General features: G+C 65.9%; 22 protein-coding genes. 16 read left to right on the top strand and 6 right to left on the bottom strand.

Annotated features, from left to right (window positions below; all coding sequences use genetic code 11):
- Nucleotides 1-436: 436 nt before the first annotated feature.
- From ACWKSV_RS08235 to ACWKSV_RS08225, 3 genes are all read right to left on the bottom strand, one after another.
- Entirely contained in the window at nucleotides 437-571 is a 135-nt protein-coding gene (locus tag ACWKSV_RS08235) for an entericidin A/B family lipoprotein (protein WP_056434194.1), read from the bottom strand.
- Nucleotides 572-852: 281 nt separating this feature from the next.
- Nucleotides 853-2439, bottom strand: a complete 1587-nt coding sequence (locus ACWKSV_RS08230; RefSeq protein ID WP_076716957.1) for a sensor histidine kinase — start codon at nucleotides 2437-2439, stop codon at nucleotides 853-855.
- 12 nt (nucleotides 2440-2451) lie between these two features.
- Nucleotides 2452-2622 carry a NepR family anti-sigma factor gene (locus ACWKSV_RS08225; protein WP_156884308.1) on the bottom strand — a complete coding sequence of 57 codons (171 nt, stop codon included), beginning with the start codon at nucleotides 2620-2622 and terminating at the stop codon, nucleotides 2452-2454.
- Nucleotides 2623-2869: 247 nt separating this feature from the next.
- Here ACWKSV_RS08225 and ACWKSV_RS08220 point away from each other — a divergent pair, with 247 nt between their 5' ends.
- The 4 genes from ACWKSV_RS08220 to ACWKSV_RS08205 all read left to right on the top strand — a co-directional run bounded on the left by ACWKSV_RS08220 (nucleotide 2870) and on the right by ACWKSV_RS08205 (nucleotide 5735).
- The gene (locus ACWKSV_RS08220; protein ID WP_042489968.1) at nucleotides 2870-3670 is read left to right on the top strand and encodes a response regulator; all 801 of its coding nucleotides are present in this window, start codon (nucleotides 2870-2872) and stop codon (nucleotides 3668-3670) included.
- 51 nt (nucleotides 3671-3721) lie between these two features.
- Nucleotides 3722-3859 carry a hypothetical protein gene (locus ACWKSV_RS08215; protein WP_042489965.1) on the top strand — a complete coding sequence of 46 codons (138 nt, stop codon included), beginning with the start codon at nucleotides 3722-3724 and terminating at the stop codon, nucleotides 3857-3859.
- Between the two features lie 106 nt (nucleotides 3860-3965).
- Nucleotides 3966-4613, top strand: a complete 648-nt coding sequence (locus ACWKSV_RS08210) for a sigma-70 family RNA polymerase sigma factor (protein WP_056434188.1) — start codon at nucleotides 3966-3968, stop codon at nucleotides 4611-4613.
- Between the two features lie 114 nt (nucleotides 4614-4727).
- Entirely contained in the window at nucleotides 4728-5735 is a 1008-nt protein-coding gene (locus ACWKSV_RS08205) for a DUF6624 domain-containing protein (RefSeq protein WP_076716956.1), read from the top strand.
- 4 nt (nucleotides 5736-5739) lie between these two features.
- On the opposite strand, the gene ACWKSV_RS08200 is transcribed toward ACWKSV_RS08205, so the two are convergent.
- Nucleotides 5740-5898 carry a hypothetical protein gene (locus ACWKSV_RS08200; protein WP_156884307.1) on the bottom strand — a complete coding sequence of 53 codons (159 nt, stop codon included), beginning with the start codon at nucleotides 5896-5898 and terminating at the stop codon, nucleotides 5740-5742.
- A 117-nt stretch (nucleotides 5899-6015) separates the two neighbouring features.
- Between ACWKSV_RS08200 and ACWKSV_RS08195 the strand changes: the two genes are divergently transcribed.
- From ACWKSV_RS08195 to ACWKSV_RS08165, 7 genes are all read left to right on the top strand, one after another.
- Nucleotides 6016-8682, top strand: coding sequence for a bifunctional [glutamine synthetase] adenylyltransferase/[glutamine synthetase]-adenylyl-L-tyrosine phosphorylase (locus ACWKSV_RS08195; protein WP_483666922.1), 2667 nt, complete (start codon nucleotides 6016-6018; stop codon nucleotides 8680-8682).
- Nucleotides 8669-9124, top strand: coding sequence for a peroxiredoxin (locus ACWKSV_RS08190; RefSeq protein ID WP_076718312.1), 456 nt, complete (start codon nucleotides 8669-8671; stop codon nucleotides 9122-9124). The genes ACWKSV_RS08195 and ACWKSV_RS08190 overlap by 14 nt, the downstream gene beginning before the upstream one ends.
- Nucleotides 9121-9945 (top strand): ferritin-like domain-containing protein, encoded by an 825-nt coding sequence (locus ACWKSV_RS08185; protein ID WP_056434182.1) that lies wholly within the window; start codon nucleotides 9121-9123, stop codon nucleotides 9943-9945. Before ACWKSV_RS08190 ends, ACWKSV_RS08185 begins: the two co-directional genes overlap by 4 nt.
- A gap of 87 nt (nucleotides 9946-10032) precedes the next feature.
- Nucleotides 10033-10782 carry a M23 family metallopeptidase gene (locus ACWKSV_RS08180; protein ID WP_056434181.1) on the top strand — a complete coding sequence of 250 codons (750 nt, stop codon included), beginning with the start codon at nucleotides 10033-10035 and terminating at the stop codon, nucleotides 10780-10782.
- 183 nt (nucleotides 10783-10965) lie between these two features.
- A complete protein-coding gene (gene erpA / locus ACWKSV_RS08175) occupies nucleotides 10966-11304 on the top strand; it encodes an iron-sulfur cluster insertion protein ErpA (protein WP_056434179.1) in 339 nt (112 codons plus the stop codon).
- A 1-nt stretch (nucleotide 11305) separates the two neighbouring features.
- Nucleotides 11306-12079, top strand: coding sequence for an exodeoxyribonuclease III (gene xth, locus ACWKSV_RS08170; RefSeq protein WP_076716953.1), 774 nt, complete (start codon nucleotides 11306-11308; stop codon nucleotides 12077-12079).
- A gap of 150 nt (nucleotides 12080-12229) precedes the next feature.
- Nucleotides 12230-12652, top strand: a complete 423-nt coding sequence (locus ACWKSV_RS08165; protein WP_076716951.1) for a hypothetical protein — start codon at nucleotides 12230-12232, stop codon at nucleotides 12650-12652.
- A 57-nt stretch (nucleotides 12653-12709) separates the two neighbouring features.
- On the opposite strand, the gene ACWKSV_RS08160 is transcribed toward ACWKSV_RS08165, so the two are convergent.
- The gene (locus ACWKSV_RS08160; RefSeq protein ID WP_007405135.1) at nucleotides 12710-12970 is read right to left on the bottom strand and encodes an SWIB/MDM2 domain-containing protein; all 261 of its coding nucleotides are present in this window, start codon (nucleotides 12968-12970) and stop codon (nucleotides 12710-12712) included.
- Between the two features lie 56 nt (nucleotides 12971-13026).
- Nucleotides 13027-13230, bottom strand: a complete 204-nt coding sequence (locus ACWKSV_RS08155) for a hypervirulence associated TUDOR domain-containing protein (RefSeq protein WP_056434174.1) — start codon at nucleotides 13228-13230, stop codon at nucleotides 13027-13029.
- Nucleotides 13231-13339: 109 nt separating this feature from the next.
- On the opposite strand from ACWKSV_RS08155, the gene ACWKSV_RS08150 reads away from it, so the two are divergent.
- From ACWKSV_RS08150 to fghA, 5 genes are read left to right on the top strand one after another with little or no spacing between them, the layout of a single operon-like run.
- Complete coding sequence (locus ACWKSV_RS08150) at nucleotides 13340-14452, top strand: S-(hydroxymethyl)glutathione dehydrogenase/class III alcohol dehydrogenase (RefSeq protein ID WP_076716950.1); 1113 nt, start codon at nucleotides 13340-13342, stop codon at nucleotides 14450-14452.
- Nucleotides 14452-14838 carry a VOC family protein gene (locus ACWKSV_RS08145; protein ID WP_076716948.1) on the top strand — a complete coding sequence of 129 codons (387 nt, stop codon included), beginning with the start codon at nucleotides 14452-14454 and terminating at the stop codon, nucleotides 14836-14838. The genes ACWKSV_RS08150 and ACWKSV_RS08145 overlap by 1 nt, the downstream gene beginning before the upstream one ends.
- Nucleotides 14838-15233: a VOC family protein gene (locus ACWKSV_RS08140; protein ID WP_076716946.1), complete on the top strand. Its 396-nt coding sequence runs from the start codon at nucleotides 14838-14840 to the stop codon at nucleotides 15231-15233. The genes ACWKSV_RS08145 and ACWKSV_RS08140 overlap by 1 nt, the downstream gene beginning before the upstream one ends.
- Nucleotides 15230-16087 (top strand): formyltetrahydrofolate deformylase, encoded by an 858-nt coding sequence (gene purU / locus ACWKSV_RS08135; RefSeq protein ID WP_076716945.1) that lies wholly within the window; start codon nucleotides 15230-15232, stop codon nucleotides 16085-16087. Before ACWKSV_RS08140 ends, purU begins: the two co-directional genes overlap by 4 nt.
- Nucleotides 16084-16926, top strand: coding sequence for an S-formylglutathione hydrolase (gene fghA, locus ACWKSV_RS08130; RefSeq protein WP_076716943.1), 843 nt, complete (start codon nucleotides 16084-16086; stop codon nucleotides 16924-16926). The genes purU and fghA overlap by 4 nt, the downstream gene beginning before the upstream one ends.
- Nucleotides 16927-17008: the final 82 nt, after the last annotated feature.

Raw genomic sequence — 17008 nt, 5'->3', positions numbered from 1 at the left:
TCATAGAAGAGTAGCTCGTGAGGCACGCTGGAGTCCGCACCTTTATAGCCGGGGAGAACCATACCGTCTGGCAGATCGGCCGTGACCCCGCCGTCGCATGCGACTGGAAACATCATCGGACGCTGCTCGTAACCAGCGAAGATCAGGACCGTGCCACTGAAGCGCTCGCCTTTCTGCAATTCGGCAGCGCGCCAGCACGGTGATAAAGTCGTTCGGTACGAGCCGCAGGCTGGAAGCGCCGCAAACGCGAGCGATGCTAGTAGTGGGTGAGCGTACCGCATAGCCTGACCATACATAGGGCCTGTATGTCCGCAATTGGGCGAAAGCAGATCGTCCGGTTGATGGCGAAAATAACGGAACCGCTCCCGCCCCAAGAAGAAAAGGGCCCCAGCGGAAACCCGCCGGAGCCCTTTCGCAATGTCAGCCGGGTGAAGGCTTATTTCGCGTCGTTCGCCGTCTTGGCGACGGTGTTGCCCGCCGAGCTCACGTCGCGACCGACGCCCTCGACCGTGTTGCACGCGCTGACCAGCAGCGCACCGGCGACGATGGCCAGACCCATGAGCTTACGCATTCTCAGTCTCCTCGATGAATTCCGTCGCCGATCAATGCGCCAAGCGTGCAATCGTTCCGCCTCTGTTACGGACGCTGCATCAGATATCGGTGGAGGGGGGCGAAGGCCCTGAAAAGATTAAGGCCTGGAAGCGTCACCGGGGGGGGGAGGGTGGACGCTTCCAGGCCTATGGCTTGGACAGCGAGAGCGGGGGGGCATAAGTTCGCTATCCGAAGAGCAGAACACATTGCCAAGGCAGGGGTTCCCGCCTTTTTGACGACCGCTGATCTTTTTTCGAAAAGTCAGTCGCGCCCGACGATCGGGATGGCGATCTCATAGGCGCCGACCAGCGGATCGTGATGCAAGGGCGCGCGCAGCTGCCGTGCCAGCCCCTCCATGACCCGGCCATAGCGCTTGCCGATCAGGTGGCGCAGCTCGTCCGTCTCGACCAGCGCGCGGGTGACGACGCGGACGACCGCGCGGCCCTCCTGCTCGGCGGGCTTGATCGCCACGCGGATTTGCGCGGCCGGATCGCAGTTCATCGCCAGCTCGATCGTCTCGGTGACGAGGAAGGCGACGGCGACCGCTACGTCCTGGTTGACCAGCAGGGGCGCGACGTCGAGCGAGATGCCGATCCCGGCGGCGTTTTCCGGCGCGGTGGCGCGGATATTGGCGGCGAGTTCACCGATCATCGTGCGCAGGTTGAGGCCGCGATTTTCCTCCAGCTCGGCAAAATGGTGACGATGGACCACCGCCAGCGCATCGACCCGCCGCTGAATCGAGGAATAGGCGGCCATCGCCTCCGGTCCCGTCGCGCCGCGCGCATGGAAGTTGATGAGGCTGGAGATGACCTGCAGGTTGTTCTTGACCCGGTGATGGACCTCGCGGGTCAGCTTGGTCTGGCGCACCAGCCCTTCCGCCAGGCCCGCCTCGTGCGTGGCGACGGTGCGGGTGATCGCCTCGAACGTGTCCGCCAGATCGCGGATTTCCTGCGCGGGCGCGGCCTCGACCCCGGAAATGTCGAGAACTTCACCCGGTTGATAGGTCGCGACGATGGCGCGCAACCGACGCAGCGGACGGATCAGCAGTCGGTCGACGATGAACCAGCCCAGCACGACGGCGGCCAGCCACATCAGCAGCGGCAGCGCGAGCGCCACGATCAGCGAGGACGTGATCGGCGCACTGGGCGTGGAAGTGCGCAGGACCAGCCCGGCAATGCCCAGCTCGGTCCGCATCGACTTCATCCGCTCCAGCGCACCCTGGCGGGAAAGCTGCTTGATGGGCAGCAGCTCCCCGTCCAGTTCCAGCACCGACTCGATCGGGCTGGTCGGGTTGCTCTGGTCGACCAGCGACTGGAGGAAGGGCAGGGGGAAGAAGGCGCGGGCCTGGGCACGGCCGTCCTGGCTGGCGACCGACAGGACCAATCCCTTGCCGGGAAGGATGTCGGCGCCGATCGGCGAACCGTCCACGGGCGTGGGCAAGGCCGCAGGCAGCGGATCGCCGCACAGGACCTTGCCCGCGCGGTCGGTGATGAGGAAACGCGCGCCGGTCATCGACTGCTGCGCAAACACGCCCTGGGCGCGCGCGCAACTCGGCATATCGAGCGGATCCTGGCCCATGGCGCGCACGGCGACACGCAGCGCCGTCATGTCGCCCATCAGCTCGGTGGCGATGGCGCGCGCGTCTTCATTGGCGGCGATACGCAACCGGCCGCTCGCCTCGCTATCCGCAAGCCTGGTCGTCTGGAGCGTCGCGAAGATCGCGATGGCCGCCAGGATGAACAGGGTGCCGCCCAGCACGAGCACGAGCTTCGCGCCCGTCGTGAGGCGGGGCGGGGCAGGGCGGAGGCGTTCGGGAGCCTCGATGTCTTGGGGAGGTGTGCTGGCCATTCAGCCGGACGTTCAGTCCAGCTTGCTGAGAAGGTCAAGCATCTCGGCAGGAACCTGCTCGTCCACCGTCTTCTGATACGCCTGGCGAAGGGCCGAGCCCGCATCTTTCTGACCGCCCTTCGGGGGCGTGTCGGACGGCGTGTTCTTCGTCTTGTTGCCCAAACTCAAAATATCCCCCTGCACGACCCACTAGCGGGGCAACCGACGCAATGGCGGCCATGGGCACTGCCGGTTGGCGTCATGCCTGGGCCATAGTTGATGTGGCGATGAAACCAAATTCGATCTTGTTGGTTCCCGATGCGATACGAAAAAACCAAAGGGCGCGTCCATAGGGTGTGTCAGATGGGGATTTCGGGAAACGGCATTGAAAACATGCGCGGGGGTCAGCACATCAGGCGTCCGCGAATACCTCAGGGAGTGATTATTACCCATGTCGCTTGGACAGCAGCTTGCGCCCCATCTTCCCTTCCTGCGGCGCTATGGCCGGGCCCTGACCGGCAGCCAGATGCACGGCGACAAATATGTCCGCGCCACGCTGGAGGCGATCGTCGCGGCCCCGGACCAGTTTCCGCGCGATGTCGATCCGCGCCTTGGCCTGTACCGCATGTTCCAGGGCATTTGGTCGTCGGCCAATTATGACGAGCTGGACAATGACGGCATCGATGCCGACGGCAATGAAGGGCTGGCCCGCGCCCGCCTTGCCCGGATGACCCCGCTGTCGCGTCAGGCGCTGCTGCTGACCGCGATGGAGGGCTTCACGCCGGAGGACGCGGCCTATCTGATCGACGTGGAGCCGAGCGAGGTCGAGAACCTCGTGTCCGAGGCGCTGGCTGAGATCGAGAAGCAGACCCGCGCCCGCGTGCTGATCATCGAGGACGAGCCGATCATCGCGATGGATATCGAGACGATCGTCCGCGACCTGGGCCATGAAGTCACCGGCGTCGCCGTCACCCGTGACGAGGCCGTGGCGCTGGCCATGGAGGATCGCCCCGGCCTGGTGCTGGCCGACATCCAGCTGGCCGATGACAGCTCGGGCATCGATGCGGTCAAGGACATCCTGGCCGAGTTCGAGGTTCCGGTGATCTTCATCACCGCCTTCCCCGAGCGCCTGCTGACCGGCGAGCGTCCGGAGCCGACCTTCCTGATCACCAAGCCGTTCCAGCGGTCGACCGTGAAGGCCGCGATCAGCCAGGCGCTGTTCTTCGACCAGAGCACCGTCCCGGCCGAATAAGAAAGACCTACAGTTACGGACCCAAAACGGTTGAGAGGCGTTGAGGTGGACATGGCTGATTCCAATGAACCCATTCATGTCGCCAAAGAGGATGCCAGGGCAGGGTCGACGCCGCATGTGACGCGGTACATCCTGCCCATCTCGCTGGTGCTCGTGATCGCGATCTTCGCCTTTCTGGTGCTGCGCTGACACGAGCTTCCGCGATTAGCCCTTTGGGACGGCTGGCTATTTCAGGGTTGGCCCCTTATGTTTCGAAACGGTCGCGAGGGCGGCCGTTTCCGATGATCGGATTTTCATGACGCAGCCAATGACGCGGGACGAATTCGAGGACGACGCACCCGATGCGCCTGTCGAGCACGTCGCGCTCCCCGACTCTGAGTTCAAGGCGGAACTGGCGCGCGTCATCCCCCATCTTCGCGCCTTCGGCCGCTCGCTCTCGGGTAGCCGCGATCTGGCCGATGATCTGGTGCAGGAAACGCTGTTGAAAGCATGGGCCGCGCGCAAGCGGTTCCAGGCGGGCACCAACATGCGCGCCTGGACCTTCATCATCCTGCGCAACTTGTATCTGTCGCAGATGCGTCGCGCGCGCTTCAAGGGCGAATGGGACGATCTGGTCGCCGATCGCATTCTGGCGGCTCCGGCCAGCCAGGATCGCCATGTCGAACTGGGCGACATGCAGCGTGCGCTGATGCACCTGCCGCAGCCGCAGCGCGAGGCGCTGATCCTCGTCGGTGCCGGTGGCTTCGCCTATGAGGAAGCGGCCGAAATCTGCAACGTCGCGGTCGGCACGATCAAGAGCCGCGTGGCGCGTGGGCGAGTCGCGCTGGAGGCAATCCTGACCGAAGGTTCGCTGCCCTCACGTCGTCTGCATGAAACCGACAGCAGCAAGACCGCGCTGGACAGTATCATGGGTGATGTCGACCAGTTGAGCGGCGGGCGGTAAGCGGCTTTACTTTCGGGCTTTAATAGACGGCCGTCCCGGTTCTGATCGGGGCGGCTTTTTTATGTCGGAACGGGTCGGCTTGACAGCGATCGCAAGACCTTGTCCGATCCGGCCATGCGCATGCTGGCCCTGATCGTCTCCGCCTTTCTGCTGACGGCGGCCACGCCGCCGATCCCGGACGTCCTCAAACCGTATATCAAGGGCGATCGCTTCGATCCGGGCGATTATAAATGGATGAAGGGGCGCTTCCCGGATGCGACGCCGGAGGAAAAGGCGCAGGACAAGCAGGTTCGGGATTGGTTGAAGGCATCTTACATGGCGGCCCTCGACAATACGCGGGCAGAACTTCTCGCTCTTGGCGTCACCGATCCGCAATTGAAGGGGGCGCCGGTCGGCGGCTTGCTGTACTCTCAGGTCGGGTCATTCATCGACACTTCGCTCTGGTCGAGTTTCGCCGCGTTCCAGCAGTCTCTCGAAACGGCTCGACCGATTGCGGACACCTATTTGCTGGCGGTAAAAACGGCCAAGCAAATCAGCGCCTTTGATACGCCCAAGCTCCACGATTTGCTGATGGCGCGCCCGATGGGCGAACAGATGCTGCGTTACTCCAGCAGTTGGGGGTCGGGCGACATGGCCGACGCGCCCGCAATATCCGAGCCGGTAAAGGCCATCATCCTGTCGCGTCTAATGACGGCATTAAGGGTGGAGGATCGGGAAAATACCGAATGGCTCAAGCAGATAGTCGCAAAGCAGGGTTGGCCAAAGCGGTCAGAAGTCGGGGACGATGCTGCACGTCAGGCCTGGCTGCTTGTTCAGCATGCCGATGCCGATCCTGCGTTTCAGCTTACCGTCCTGCGTGCCATGGAACCGCTCGTTCCGGGCGGCGAAGTGTCGAAGAAGGACTATGCCTATCTCTATGACCGTGTGATGCTGAAGATCGCCGGTAAGCAGCGTTATGCGACGCAGGCGATGTGCGTGAACGGCCTACGCAAGCCCATGCCGGTCGAAGATGAAAAAGCGGTCGATCGTCTTCGTGCGGACGCTGGCCTGAAACCGGTAAAAGACTATGTAGCGGGAATGGACAAGATTTATGGTCCGTGCCCGCCCAGCCAGCGGCCGTAACCGATCAGGAACGCCGGTCCAGCCGCGCCAATAGCCGCACCCAGTGATCCGGTAACCGCACCGGCCGGGAATAGGCCGAGCGGAGCGCGCAGCCGATATCGTCCGTGCGCTGCGGCGCGCGGACGATGCGGATGTCGCTGGTCCCGGATTCGGTGCTCATCATGGCAACATAACCGATCGCGGCTTGACAAGTTGCAAATCATCTGATGCGCATTTGTTAACGGGATCGAAAGTGTTTCTTTCGCCACACCCCGCGGGGTAGAAGCGGGGCATGAGCAGCATGTCCTCGTTCGCCTTGCCCGATGCCGTGGCCCGTGCCCGTCGGCATTCGTCCTTTCTGGCGATGCTGCTCGACCGGGAGCCGGAAATCGAGGCGGCGGCCCTGGCGGGGGAGTTACTCCCGCCGCCCGTCGTGGCGGAGGACTTGCCGGTCGGCACCCGGCTGCGTCGCGAGCGGCGCGCGCTGGCGCTCACCGTCGCGCTGGGCGATCTGTCCGGGTTGTACGACCTGGCCGAGGTGACGCACCGGCTGACCGATTTCGCCGACCGGTCCCTGGACCGTGCGATCCGCGCCGCGATCGAGGAGCGCACGCCGGGCGCGGAGCCGGTCGGTTTCGCCGCCATCGCGCTGGGCAAGCAGGGCAGCCGCGAACTCAACTATTCCTCCGATATCGATCCCATCCTAATCTTCGATCCCCAGACGCTGCCCCGTCGCCCGCGCGAGGAACCGGAGGATGCGGCGGTGCGCATCGGCAAGCGGGTCGTCGAATTGCTCCAGGCGCGCGACGGCGAGGGCTATGTGCTGCGCGTGGACCTGCGGCTGCGGCCCTCGCCCGAAGCGACGCCGATCGCGATTCCCGTGGAGGGGGCGATCGCCTATTATGAAAGCCAGGCGCTGACTTGGGAACGGGCGGCGTTCATCCGCGCGCGGGCGGCGGCGGGCGACCTCGCGCTGGGGCAGCGTTTCCTGGATGCGATCCGCCCATTCGTGTGGCGGCGCGCGCTCGATTTCGGCGCGGTCGGCGAGATTCGCGACCTGACCCGGCGCATCCGCGACCATGATGCGCAGGGGCAAGCGATGGGGCCGGGTTATGACCTGAAGCGCGGGCGCGGCGGCATCCGTGAGATCGAATTCTTCGCGCAGATTCACCAGCTGATCCATGGCGGCCGCGACCCCGTGCTACGGGCACCCGCCACCCGCGACGCGCTGGCGACACTGGCCGAGGCGGGGCGGATCGATGCGGGGCAGGCGGCGGCGCTGACCGACGCCTATGTCCTGCTGCGCACGATCGAGCACCGGGTCCAGATGATCGACGACCGCCAGACCCATCAGCTGCCGTTGGGGGAGGGGCTGGGCCGGGTCGCGCAACTCCACGGACTGGCGGATGGCGATGCGCTGATCGCCATGCTGGCGCCCGTCACCGAACGGGTCGGGTGCTTCTACGACGCGCTCGACGCCGATGAGCGGCCCCGACTGCCGCATGACCCGGTCCTGCTGAACGCGCGGCTGGCGGCGGCGGGGCTGCACGATATCGAGGCGGCGGCGCGGCGGATCGCGGCGTGGCGTGGCGGCGACTATCCCGCGCTCCGCAGCCCGGCGGCACGCGAGGCGCTGGACGCCGTGCTGCCCACACTGGTTGAGGCACTCGCCGAGGCCCCCGATCCCGATGCCGCGATCCTGAAGCTCGATTCGCTGTTCGAGCGGATGACGAGCGCGATCAACATCTTCCGCCTGCTCGAGGCGCGGCCGGGGCTGGCCAGCCTGACCGTCGCGATTCTCAGCCATGCCGCACCGCTCGCGGCAGAGCTGGCGCGGCGGCCCGCGCTCCTCGATGGGCTGATCGATGCCTCCGCCTTCGAGCCATTGCCCGCCGTGAAGTTCCTCGAACGCGCGATGCGCGGCGGCGAGAGCGGGCAGGATTATCAGGATCGCCTCGACCATGTCCGCCGCGTCGTGGGCGAGTTGCGGTTCGCGTTGGGGGCGCAGATCGTTGCGGGGCGGGCCGATCCGCTCGAGGTGGCGGGTGGCTATGCGCGCGTCGCGGAAGCGGCGGTCGGCGTGCTGGCGCAGGCAACGGTGGACGAATTCGTTGCGGCGCATGGCCGGGTGCCGGGCAGCGAATTGGTGATCCTGGCGCTCGGGCGGATGGGGGGCGCGGCGCTGACCCACGCCTCCGACCTCGACCTCGTCTATCTGTTCACCGGCGATTTCGCGGGCGAGTCCGATGGGCCGAAGCCGCTGGGGGCGACGCTCTATTACAACCGGCTGGCACAGCGGGTGACGGCGGCGCTGTCGGTGCCGACCCAGGCGGGGCCGCTCTACCCGGTCGACACGCGGCTGCGCCCATCGGGCACGCAGGGGCCGCTGGTGGTCTCGGTCGAGAGTTTCGCGCGGTATCAACGCGAAGACGCCTGGACCTGGGAGCATATGGCCTTGACCCGCGCCCGGCCGATCTTCGGCTCGGCGGAAGCGCGGGCGGAGGTGGCGGCGATCGTCGCCGATGTGCTGAACGGCAACCGCCCCGCCCGTGACGTGGCGACCGAGGCGGGCGACATGCGCGCCGAAATGGCGCGGCACAAGCCGCCGCAGGGGCCGCTCGACATCAAGCTGCTGCCCGGCGGACTGGTCGACCTGGAGTTCGCGGTGCACCGGGCGCAGCTGATCCATCGGACCGGGTTCGATCCCGATCTGGGCCGGGCCATCGGCGCGCTGGTGGTGCAGGGGCTGATGCCGCCGTCCATGGCGCAGGCGCATGACGTGCTGACCCGCGCGCTGGTGTCCTTCCGCCTGTTGGTGCCCGATGGGCAGGAGCCGCCCGAGCCGACCCGCCCGCTGATCGCGCGCGCCATGGGCCTGCCCGACTGGGCGACGGTGGTTGCCACGCTGGAGGCGACACGGCAGGAGGTCGCCCGAGTCTGGCATGGAGATGGTGATGCAGCAGGGTGACGCGATTCCGGCGGTGACGGTCACCACCGCGAATGACGAAAAGCTGGCGCTGGGCGATCTGACCGGGCCGCTCGTCGTCTATTTCTACCCCAAGGACGACACCAGCGGCTGCACGCGCGAGGCGCAGGACTTCACCGCGCTGGCCGGGGATTTCGCGGGCGCGGGCGTGCGGGTGATCGGTATTTCCAAGGACAGCCCGGCCAAGCACCGCAAGTTCACCGAAAAATATACGCTGGCGGTCGAACTGGTCAGCGACGAGGACGGCACGGCCTGCGAGGCGTTCGGCGTCTGGGGCGAGAAGAAGCTCTACGGCAAGACCTATATGGGCATCGAGCGGGCGACCTTCCTATTCGATCGTGACGGCAAGCTCGCCCAGAGCTGGCGCAAGGTGAAGGTGCCCGGCCATGCCGAGGCCGTGCTGGAGGCGGCGCGCGTACTTTGACGACGATCGCTCAAGCCTGCGCAGCCGTCCTGCGCGAAAGCGATCCGCTGGCCAAGGTTCGGCTGGCGCGGGCGGTGGCGCGCGGCTGGCGTCGCGGCGCTCTGGCGCACGACTTCGACGTGGCGATGCCCGATGCGCCGGGGCGACCCGACCGGCCCGAATTGCTGCCGCCCAACCGCATGCCCAAGCGCGGGCGGGGTGGTTCGGAAAAGGGACGGATCGCGCTGCTCCACGCGCTGGCGCATATCGAGTTCGCGGCGATCGACCTGGCCTTCGACGCAGCGGGCCGGTTTGGCGGGCAGTTCCCGCGCACCTTCGTCGACGACTGGATTTCGGTCGGCGCGGATGAGGCGATGCACTTTGCAGTCCTGCATCGCCGGTTGAAGACCTTGGGGTCGGGTTACGGCGAACTGCCTGCCCATGCGGGCCTCTGGGAAGCGGCGGAGGAGACCGCGCATGACGCCATGGCGCGGCTGGCCGTCGTGCCGATGGTGCTGGAGGCGAGGGGCCTCGATGTCACGCCGGAGACGGTCGCGCGTTTCCGCGCGGGGGGCGACGAGGCGTCGGCGCGCATCCTCAACCGCATCTATACCGACGAGATTCGGCATGTCGGATTCGGCGCGAAATGGTTCGGTTATCTGGCCGCCGGGCATGACATCGAACCCGCCGAGCATTGGCGAATGCTGGTCCGCCGCCATTTTCGGGGGGCGGTTAAGCCACCGTTCAACGTTTCGGCGCGCGATACAGCCGGTTTGACGCGCGATTTCTATGCGCCTCTTGCGGACGAGGAACCCATAAAGGCACAAGCTGACCGTCTGTAACGCGGTGGGGCTGCGACACAGCTTAGGATGAACGAAGCCGGGCTTTTCCGACTGCGGGATCGTTCGGCGACAAGGGTTCGGGGTTCGATGAATCAACTGGCACTCTCGGGTAAATCGATTGCATCGCGCGTCCGCTCTGTTTTCCTCGCTACCCTGATCGTCGGTTTTTCGGGCGGTCTGTCCGGCCAGATGGCGATGGCTCATTCGGCGCCCGCCGCTCCGGCCGCCAAGGCCAATGCCGCCGTTGGGGGCGAGTTCATTCCCGCCAACAGCGCCGAAGCCTCGGCCGACCTTCGTACCGACCAACAGTTCCGCACCCTGTTCCAGACCTGGAAGAAGATGGACGCCCGCCCGAACGGCGTCATCGCGATCCCCTCGGTCCATCCTGTCGAAAAGCTCCAGTTCACCAGCAATTTCGGCATCCGCTCCGACCCGTTCCGCGGCACCGCCGCGATGCATGCCGGGGTCGACATCCCCGGTCCGGTCGGCACCCCGATCTATGCCACCGCCGACGGCATCGTCGATCATGCGGGCTGGCAGGGCGGCTATGGCAATCTGGTCGAGGTCAATCATGGCAAGGGCATCGCGACCCGCTATGGTCACCTGTCGAAGATACTGGTTGCCGACGGCGCCCGCGTGACGCGCGGCCAGCTGATCGCGCTGATGGGCTCGACCGGCCGTTCGACCGGCCCGCACCTCCATTATGAGGTTCGCATGGACGGCCATGCCGTCAACCCGATCCCCTTCCTGACCACCGGCGATTATCTGACCGCGTCGCAGGATCATGCGATCCACCAGATCCCCGTCTCGACTGACGGCCCGGCGGCGCAGGACTGAAGTTTATTCCTCCCCTGCAAGGGGAGGGGGACCGCTCGCAGAACGGTGGAGGGGGATGGCGGCTAAAGGCGCCCTTTGCGGAAGCCCCCCTCCGTCAGACCTTCGGTCTGCCACCTCCCCTTGCAGGGAAGGAAAGATGGTATCGGGATTGCCCCACTCGCCCCTCGCGCCTATCTCACCTCCATGGCCACCAGCATTTCCGAAATCGCGCTGACCCCGGCCGCCGCGGCGCGTGTCGCGACGATCGCCGAGCGGCAGAACAAGCCCGCCATCCTGCGTCTGTCGGTCGAAGGCGGCGGCTGTTCGGGCTTCCAGTACAAATTCGGCCTAGCCGATGCGCCCGCCGAGGATGATTCGGTGGCGCAGACCGATGGCGTCACCCTGGTCGTTGACAGCATCAGCCTGGATCTGGTTCGCGGCGCGCAGGTCGATTATGTCGAATCGCTGGGCGGCGCGGCGTTTCAGGTGAAGAACCCCAACGCGGCCTCGGGCTGCGGCTGCGGCACCAGCTTCTCGGTCTGACGTGAAGATCACCACTTACAACGTCAACGGGATCAAGGCCCGTCTGCCCCGCCTGCTCGAATATCTGGCCGAAGCGGATGCGGATATCGTTTGTCTTCAGGAACTGAAGGCCAGCGATGAGACCTTTCCGATCAAGGACATAGAGGCCGCCGGATATGGGGCGGTCTGGCACGGGCAGAAGAGCTGGAACGGCGTCGCGGTCCTCGCGCGCGGTGCCCAGCCGGTCGAGCGGCAGCGCGGGCTGGCGGGCGAGGATGAGGACGAACATAGCCGCTACCTCGAATGCGAGGTGAACGGTCTGGTCGTCGCCTCGCTCTATCTGCCCAATGGCAATCCCCAGCCGGGGCCGAAATTCGATTACAAGCTGCGCTGGATGGAACGGCTGGCGAGCCGCGCGCGGGCGTTGCTCGCGGAGGAAGTGCCCGCCGTGCTAGCCGGGGACTATAACGTCATCCCCCATGACGACGACACCTTCTCCGTCCCCGCCATGGCGAGCGACGCGCTGATGCAGCCGGAAAGCCGTCAGGCCTATCGCCGGTTGCTGGCGCAAGGGTGGACGGACTCGCTACGGACGCGCGCGCCCAAGGGCGGGGTATGGACCTTCTGGGACTATCAGGCCGGGTCGTGGCAGCGTGATGCGGGGTTCCGTATCGACCATTTGCTGCTCAGCCCGCAGGCCGCCGACCGGCTGGTCGATGCGGGCGTCGACAAGAGCTATCGCGGCCGGGAAAAGGCGAGCGACCATGCCCCGACCTGGGTGAAGTTGCGCGACTGAAATCCTTCCCGGTACGGGGAGGGGGACCATCCGAAGGATGGTGGAGGGGGATTGCCACATGGTCTATCCTATAAGGAAGCCCCCCTCCGTCAGGCCTTTGGCCTGCCACCTCCCCGTGCCGGGGAGGATTTTTGAGACTCGAGACCGCCGATGCGCCGTGCCGCTCCCCTGTTGATCCTCACCCTGTCGCTGGCCGCTTGCCAGCAGAATAGCCGTGCCGACGATCGTCTCGCCGACGCCGACGCGCAGGAACGGGCGCATCAGGAGAAGGTCGCGAAGGACATGGTCGCGCAGACCGAGGATCAGGTGCGCGTCAAGATGCTGGAACAGCGTGTGGCGGCGCTGGAGGCGCAAGTGGCGGCGATGCAGGGGGACCGCAAGCTGCTGGATGCGCAACTGGTCGAGCAGAGGCTGAACCAGATCGAGGCGGGGCGTGTGGGGGCGGACGATCCGGCCCCGGCGGCGACGTCGACGCCTGCAGCGACACGTGGCCAGGGTCGCGCACCGGCGGCGGCCCAAAATCCGTCCCAGCCACCGCCCGCGCGCAAGCCGCTGGTCCTGGACCTGCGATAGCGGCGCGGGCGGTGAGGGGTTACGCCCCGGCGCGGTGGCCGGGGCGTTGCCGAAGGCTTACTTCTTCAGGTGCGCCGAGATGAACTTGTTCATCTCGAACATGGTGCACTTGTCCTTGCCGAACACCTTCTTCAGCTTGTCGTCGGCCAGGATTTCCCGCTTGTTCTCGGGGTTCTGCAGGTTGTTGGCCTTGATATAGTCCCACACCTTGCTGATGACCTGGCTGCGCGGCAGCTTCTCGTTGCCGACGATCGCGCCCAGTTCCTCGGACGGCTGGACCGGGGCGTGGATGCCGGTGCCCGTGGTTGCGGTGGCCATGATGTTCCTTCCTATAATCCTTCAGCGTCCCAGCCCTTTGGCGGGACGCGCGTGAATCACGCTTTCTTCAGCGCGTCCGCCTTGTGCGCTGCCTTTCCGCCATTGTCACTCTCTACTATGTATTGCGGTTCGTCCTTCGACGCACGGACGGTATGGCCCTTGATGGTCGTGTCGCTGGTCTGCTTCTTGACGACCTTGCCCTCGGCCGTGCCGCCATGGCTGTTCCATTCGACATGATCGCCTTTTTTGAACTCGGTCATCGTCGCTCTCCTGGGGTTGTGATCGGCATCAATCCCTCGAGGCTTTCGTTGGTTGCACCGGCGCGCGCCACGGGGCATCAGGGCGGCCAGCCAAGGAGACAGGAACCCCATGAAGACCCGCGCAGCCGTCGCCTTCGAAGCCAAGAAGCCGCTCGAAATCGTCGAACTCGATCTGGAAGGCCCCAAGGCCGGTGAGGTCCTGGTCGAGATCATGGCGACCGGCATCTGCCACACGGACGCCTATACGCTCGACGGGTTCGACAGCGAGGGCATCTTCCCCAGCGTGCTGGGCCATGAAGGCTGCGGCATCGTGCGCGAGGTGGGCGCGGGCGTCACGTCCGTGGTACCGGGCGACCATGTCATTCCGCTCTACACCCCCGAATGCCGCCAGTGTAAGTCGTGCCTGTCGGGCAAGACGAACCTGTGCACTGCGATCCGCGCCACGCAAGGCAAGGGCCTGATGCCCGACGGCACGACGCGGTTCAGCTATAAGGGGCAGCCGATCTTCCATTATATGGGCTGCTCGACCTTCTCGAACTTCACCGTCCTGCCCGAGATCGCGGTGGCGAAGATTCGCGAGGACGCGCCGTTCGACACCAGCTGCTATATCGGCTGCGGCGTGACGACGGGCGTCGGCGCGGTGGTCAACACCGCCAAGGTGCAGCCGGGCGAGAATATCGTGGTCTTCGGCCTGGGCGGCATCGGCCTGAACGTCATTCAGGGCGCGAAGCTGGCGGGCGCCGGGCGGATCATCGGCGTCGACATCAACCCCGACCGTGAGGAATGGGGCCGCCGCTTCGGCATGACCCACTTCCTCAACTCCAAGGGGCTGAGCCGCGAGGAGACGATCGCCAAGGTGCTCGAGCTGACCGATGGCGGCGCGGACTACAGCTTCGACGCGACGGGCAATACCGAGGTGATGCGTACCGCGCTGGAGTCCTGCCATCGCGGCTGGGGCACGTCGATCATCATCGGTGTGGCCGAGGCGGGCAAGGAGATCAGCACGCGGCCGTTCCAACTGGTGACGGGGCGCAACTGGCGCGGCACGGCATTCGGCGGCGCGCGCGGGCGGACCGACACGCCCAAGATCGTCGACTGGTATATGAACGGCATGATCGAGATCGACCCGATGATCACCCACCGCCTGACGCTGGAGGAGATCAATAAGGGCTTCGACCTGATGCACGCGGGTGAGAGCATCCGCAGCGTGGTGATCTTCTGATGTTCAGCCATGTCATGCTGGGCGCCGATGACATTGCGGCGGCCAAGCGCTTCTACGATGCGACGTTGGGCGTGCTGGGCGCGGCCGAGGGTGTGGTCGATGCGGCGGGACGGCTGGTCTACAGCCATAATGGCGGCCGCTTCCTGATCTCCAGGCCGATCAATGGCGAGCCTGCGACCTATGCCAATGGCGCGACGCTGGGTTTCGCGATGGACTCGCCGGAGCAGGCCGATGCCTGGTTCGCGGCAGGGCTCGCGAACGGCGGCACCGCGATCGAAGACCCGCCCGGCATCCGCAACGTGCCGGTCGGCAAGGTCTATCTGGCTTACTTGCGCGATCCGACCGGCAACAAGCTGTGCGCCCGGCATTTGGTGGAGGCGGCCTGATGTATACGCATGTCATGGTCGGATCGAACGACATCGCGCGTTCCAAGGTCTTTTACGACGCGTTGTTCGCCGCGCTGGGTGGTCAGCCTGGGATGCAGATGGGCGAACGCCTGCTCTATCGGCATAACGGCGCGGCGTTCATGGTGACGCGCCCCATCGACGGAGAGGCCGCGACCTTTGCCAATGGCGGGACCATCGGGCTGGGCGCGGCCGATCCGGCACAGCTCGACGCCGCGCATGCGGCGGCCGTGGCGAATGGCGGCACCGCGATCGAGGCGCCGGTGGGCGAGCGTCTGACACCGATGGGTCCGGCCTATCTCGGCTATCTGCGCGATCCGGACGGCAACAAGCTCTGCCTGGGCTGCCGCCTGCCAGCCCCTGCACCTGCCGCATGAGCGACTATATCCTGACGCTGGCGTGCCAGGACCGGGTCGGCATCGTCGCCGCCGTGTCGGGTGCGCTGGCGGGGATCGACGGCTTCATCCTCGATAGTCAGCAATATGCCGATCTGGAGACGGGGCGCTTCTTCCTGCGCATCGTCTTCACCGGCCAGGGAGAGCGTTTCCCGGCCTCGGTCAAGGGGGTGCGGGCGGCGCTGGCCGAGCCCGCCGCACGGTTCGGCTTCGACTGGCATGTCGCGCCCGCCACCGAGCGGCCCCGGATGCTGATTGCGGTATCGAAGGGCTCGCACTGCCTGAACGACCTGCTGCATCGCTGGCGGACCAATACGCTGCCGGTCGAGATCGTCGGCGTCGTATCCAATCATGACAGCTTGCGGCCGTTGGTCGAATGGCACGGCCTGCCCTGGCATTACCTGCCGGTCGACAACAGCAATCGCGCCGAACAGGAAGCGGCGATGCTGGCACTGATGGACGAAAGCCGCGCCGATTATCTCGTCCTCGCCCGCTATATGCAGGTGCTGGGCGAGCGGCTGGTCGCGGCCCTTCCGGGGCGGTGCATCAACATCCATCACAGCTTCCTGCCCGGCTTCAAGGGCGCGCAGCCCTATCACCGGGCGCACGCGCGCGGCGTAAAGCTGATCGGCGCGACCGCGCATTTCGTGACGGCGGACCTGGACGAGGGGCCGATCATCGAACAGGCGGTCGAGCGGGTCGATCACCGCGCCAGCGTCGACGACCTGATCCGCATCGGCCGCGATATCGAGGCGCAGGTGCTGGCCCGCGCGGTCGCCTGGGTGGGCGAGCGGCGGGTGTTCCTCAATGACAACCGGACGGTGGTGTTCCGATGACGATCGAGACGATTTCGACCTCGAAGGCGCATGGCGGCGTGCAGGGCGTGTACGCGCATGACAGCGAGGCGACGGGCACGCGCATGACCTTCTCGGTCTTCGTGCCGGAGCATGAGGAGGGGGAGAAGCTCCCCGTGCTCTGGTATCTGTCGGGGCTGACCTGCACCCATGCCAATGTCACCGACAAGGGCGAGTATCGAGCCGCTTGCGCCGAGCACCGGGTGATCTTCATCGCGCCCGACACCTCGCCGCGTGGGGAAGGTGTGGCCAATGACGACGCCTATGACATGGGACAGGGCGCCGGTTTCTACGTCGATGCGACGCAGGAACCCTGGGCACCGCATTTCCAGATGCGAACCTATATCGAGCAGGAACTGCCAGCGCTGATCGCCGAGCATTTCCCGATCGCCGATATGGGCGCGCAAGCGATCACCGGCCACTCGATGGGCGGCCACGGCGCGCTGACCATCGGCCTTCGCCACCCGGATCGCTTCCGCAGCGTGTCCGCCTTCGCCCCCATCGTCGCGCCGGGCCAGGTGCCATGGGGTGAGAAGGCTCTGGGTGGCTATTTGGGGCAGGACCGCGCCGCATGGCGACAGGCGGATGCCGTCGCACTGATCGAGGACGGCGCGCGACTGCCCGACCTGCTGGTCGATCAGGGTGATGCGGATCAGTTCCTGACCGAGCAGTTGCGTCCCGAATTGCTGGCCGAGGCGTGTGACAAGGCGGGGATCGCCCTGACGCTGCGGATGCAGCCGGGGTACGACCACAGCTATAACTTCATTTCCACCTTCATGGCCGACCATGTCGCTTGGGCGGCCGAGCGGCTGCGCGGGTAATCCCCCAACCGCCGTTCAGCCTGAGCGAAGTCGAAGGCCAAGGGAATCCGCTTAGGTTCAGTCGTTGTCGCGTGGCCTTCGA

It is taken from the genome of Sphingomonas sp. SphC10, from assembly GCF_057004845.1.
This window is presented reverse-complemented; position numbering and strand designations above follow the sequence as displayed.

Coding starts and splice junctions, on each gene's coding strand:
- ACWKSV_RS08200 (WP_156884307.1), bottom strand. CDS start 5,898: ATGATGAGCACCGAATCCGGGACCAGCGACATCCGCATCGTCCGCGCG.
- ACWKSV_RS08150 (WP_076716950.1), top strand. CDS start 13,340: ATGAAGACCCGCGCAGCCGTCGCCTTCGAAGCCAAGAAGCCGCTCGAA.
- ACWKSV_RS08210 (WP_056434188.1), top strand. CDS start 3,966: ATGACGCAGCCAATGACGCGGGACGAATTCGAGGACGACGCACCCGAT.
- ACWKSV_RS08165 (WP_076716951.1), top strand. CDS start 12,230: ATGCGCCGTGCCGCTCCCCTGTTGATCCTCACCCTGTCGCTGGCCGCT.
- fghA (WP_076716943.1), top strand. CDS start 16,084: ATGACGATCGAGACGATTTCGACCTCGAAGGCGCATGGCGGCGTGCAG.
- ACWKSV_RS08145 (WP_076716948.1), top strand. CDS start 14,452: ATGTTCAGCCATGTCATGCTGGGCGCCGATGACATTGCGGCGGCCAAG.
- purU (WP_076716945.1), top strand. CDS start 15,230: ATGAGCGACTATATCCTGACGCTGGCGTGCCAGGACCGGGTCGGCATC.
- erpA (WP_056434179.1), top strand. CDS start 10,966: ATGGCCACCAGCATTTCCGAAATCGCGCTGACCCCGGCCGCCGCGGCG.
- ACWKSV_RS08215 (WP_042489965.1), top strand. CDS start 3,722: ATGGCTGATTCCAATGAACCCATTCATGTCGCCAAAGAGGATGCCAGG.
- ACWKSV_RS08180 (WP_056434181.1), top strand. CDS start 10,033: ATGAATCAACTGGCACTCTCGGGTAAATCGATTGCATCGCGCGTCCGC.
- ACWKSV_RS08195 (WP_483666922.1), top strand. CDS start 6,016: ATGTCCTCGTTCGCCTTGCCCGATGCCGTGGCCCGTGCCCGTCGGCAT.
- ACWKSV_RS08160 (WP_007405135.1), bottom strand. CDS start 12,970: ATGGCCACCGCAACCACGGGCACCGGCATCCACGCCCCGGTCCAGCCG.
- ACWKSV_RS08205 (WP_076716956.1), top strand. CDS start 4,728: ATGCGCATGCTGGCCCTGATCGTCTCCGCCTTTCTGCTGACGGCGGCC.
- ACWKSV_RS08220 (WP_042489968.1), top strand. CDS start 2,870: ATGTCGCTTGGACAGCAGCTTGCGCCCCATCTTCCCTTCCTGCGGCGC.
- ACWKSV_RS08235 (WP_056434194.1), bottom strand. CDS start 571: ATGCGTAAGCTCATGGGTCTGGCCATCGTCGCCGGTGCGCTGCTGGTC.
- ACWKSV_RS08155 (WP_056434174.1), bottom strand. CDS start 13,230: ATGACCGAGTTCAAAAAAGGCGATCATGTCGAATGGAACAGCCATGGC.
- ACWKSV_RS08230 (WP_076716957.1), bottom strand. CDS start 2,439: ATGGCCAGCACACCTCCCCAAGACATCGAGGCTCCCGAACGCCTCCGC.
- ACWKSV_RS08190 (WP_076718312.1), top strand. CDS start 8,669: ATGCAGCAGGGTGACGCGATTCCGGCGGTGACGGTCACCACCGCGAAT.
- ACWKSV_RS08140 (WP_076716946.1), top strand. CDS start 14,838: ATGTATACGCATGTCATGGTCGGATCGAACGACATCGCGCGTTCCAAG.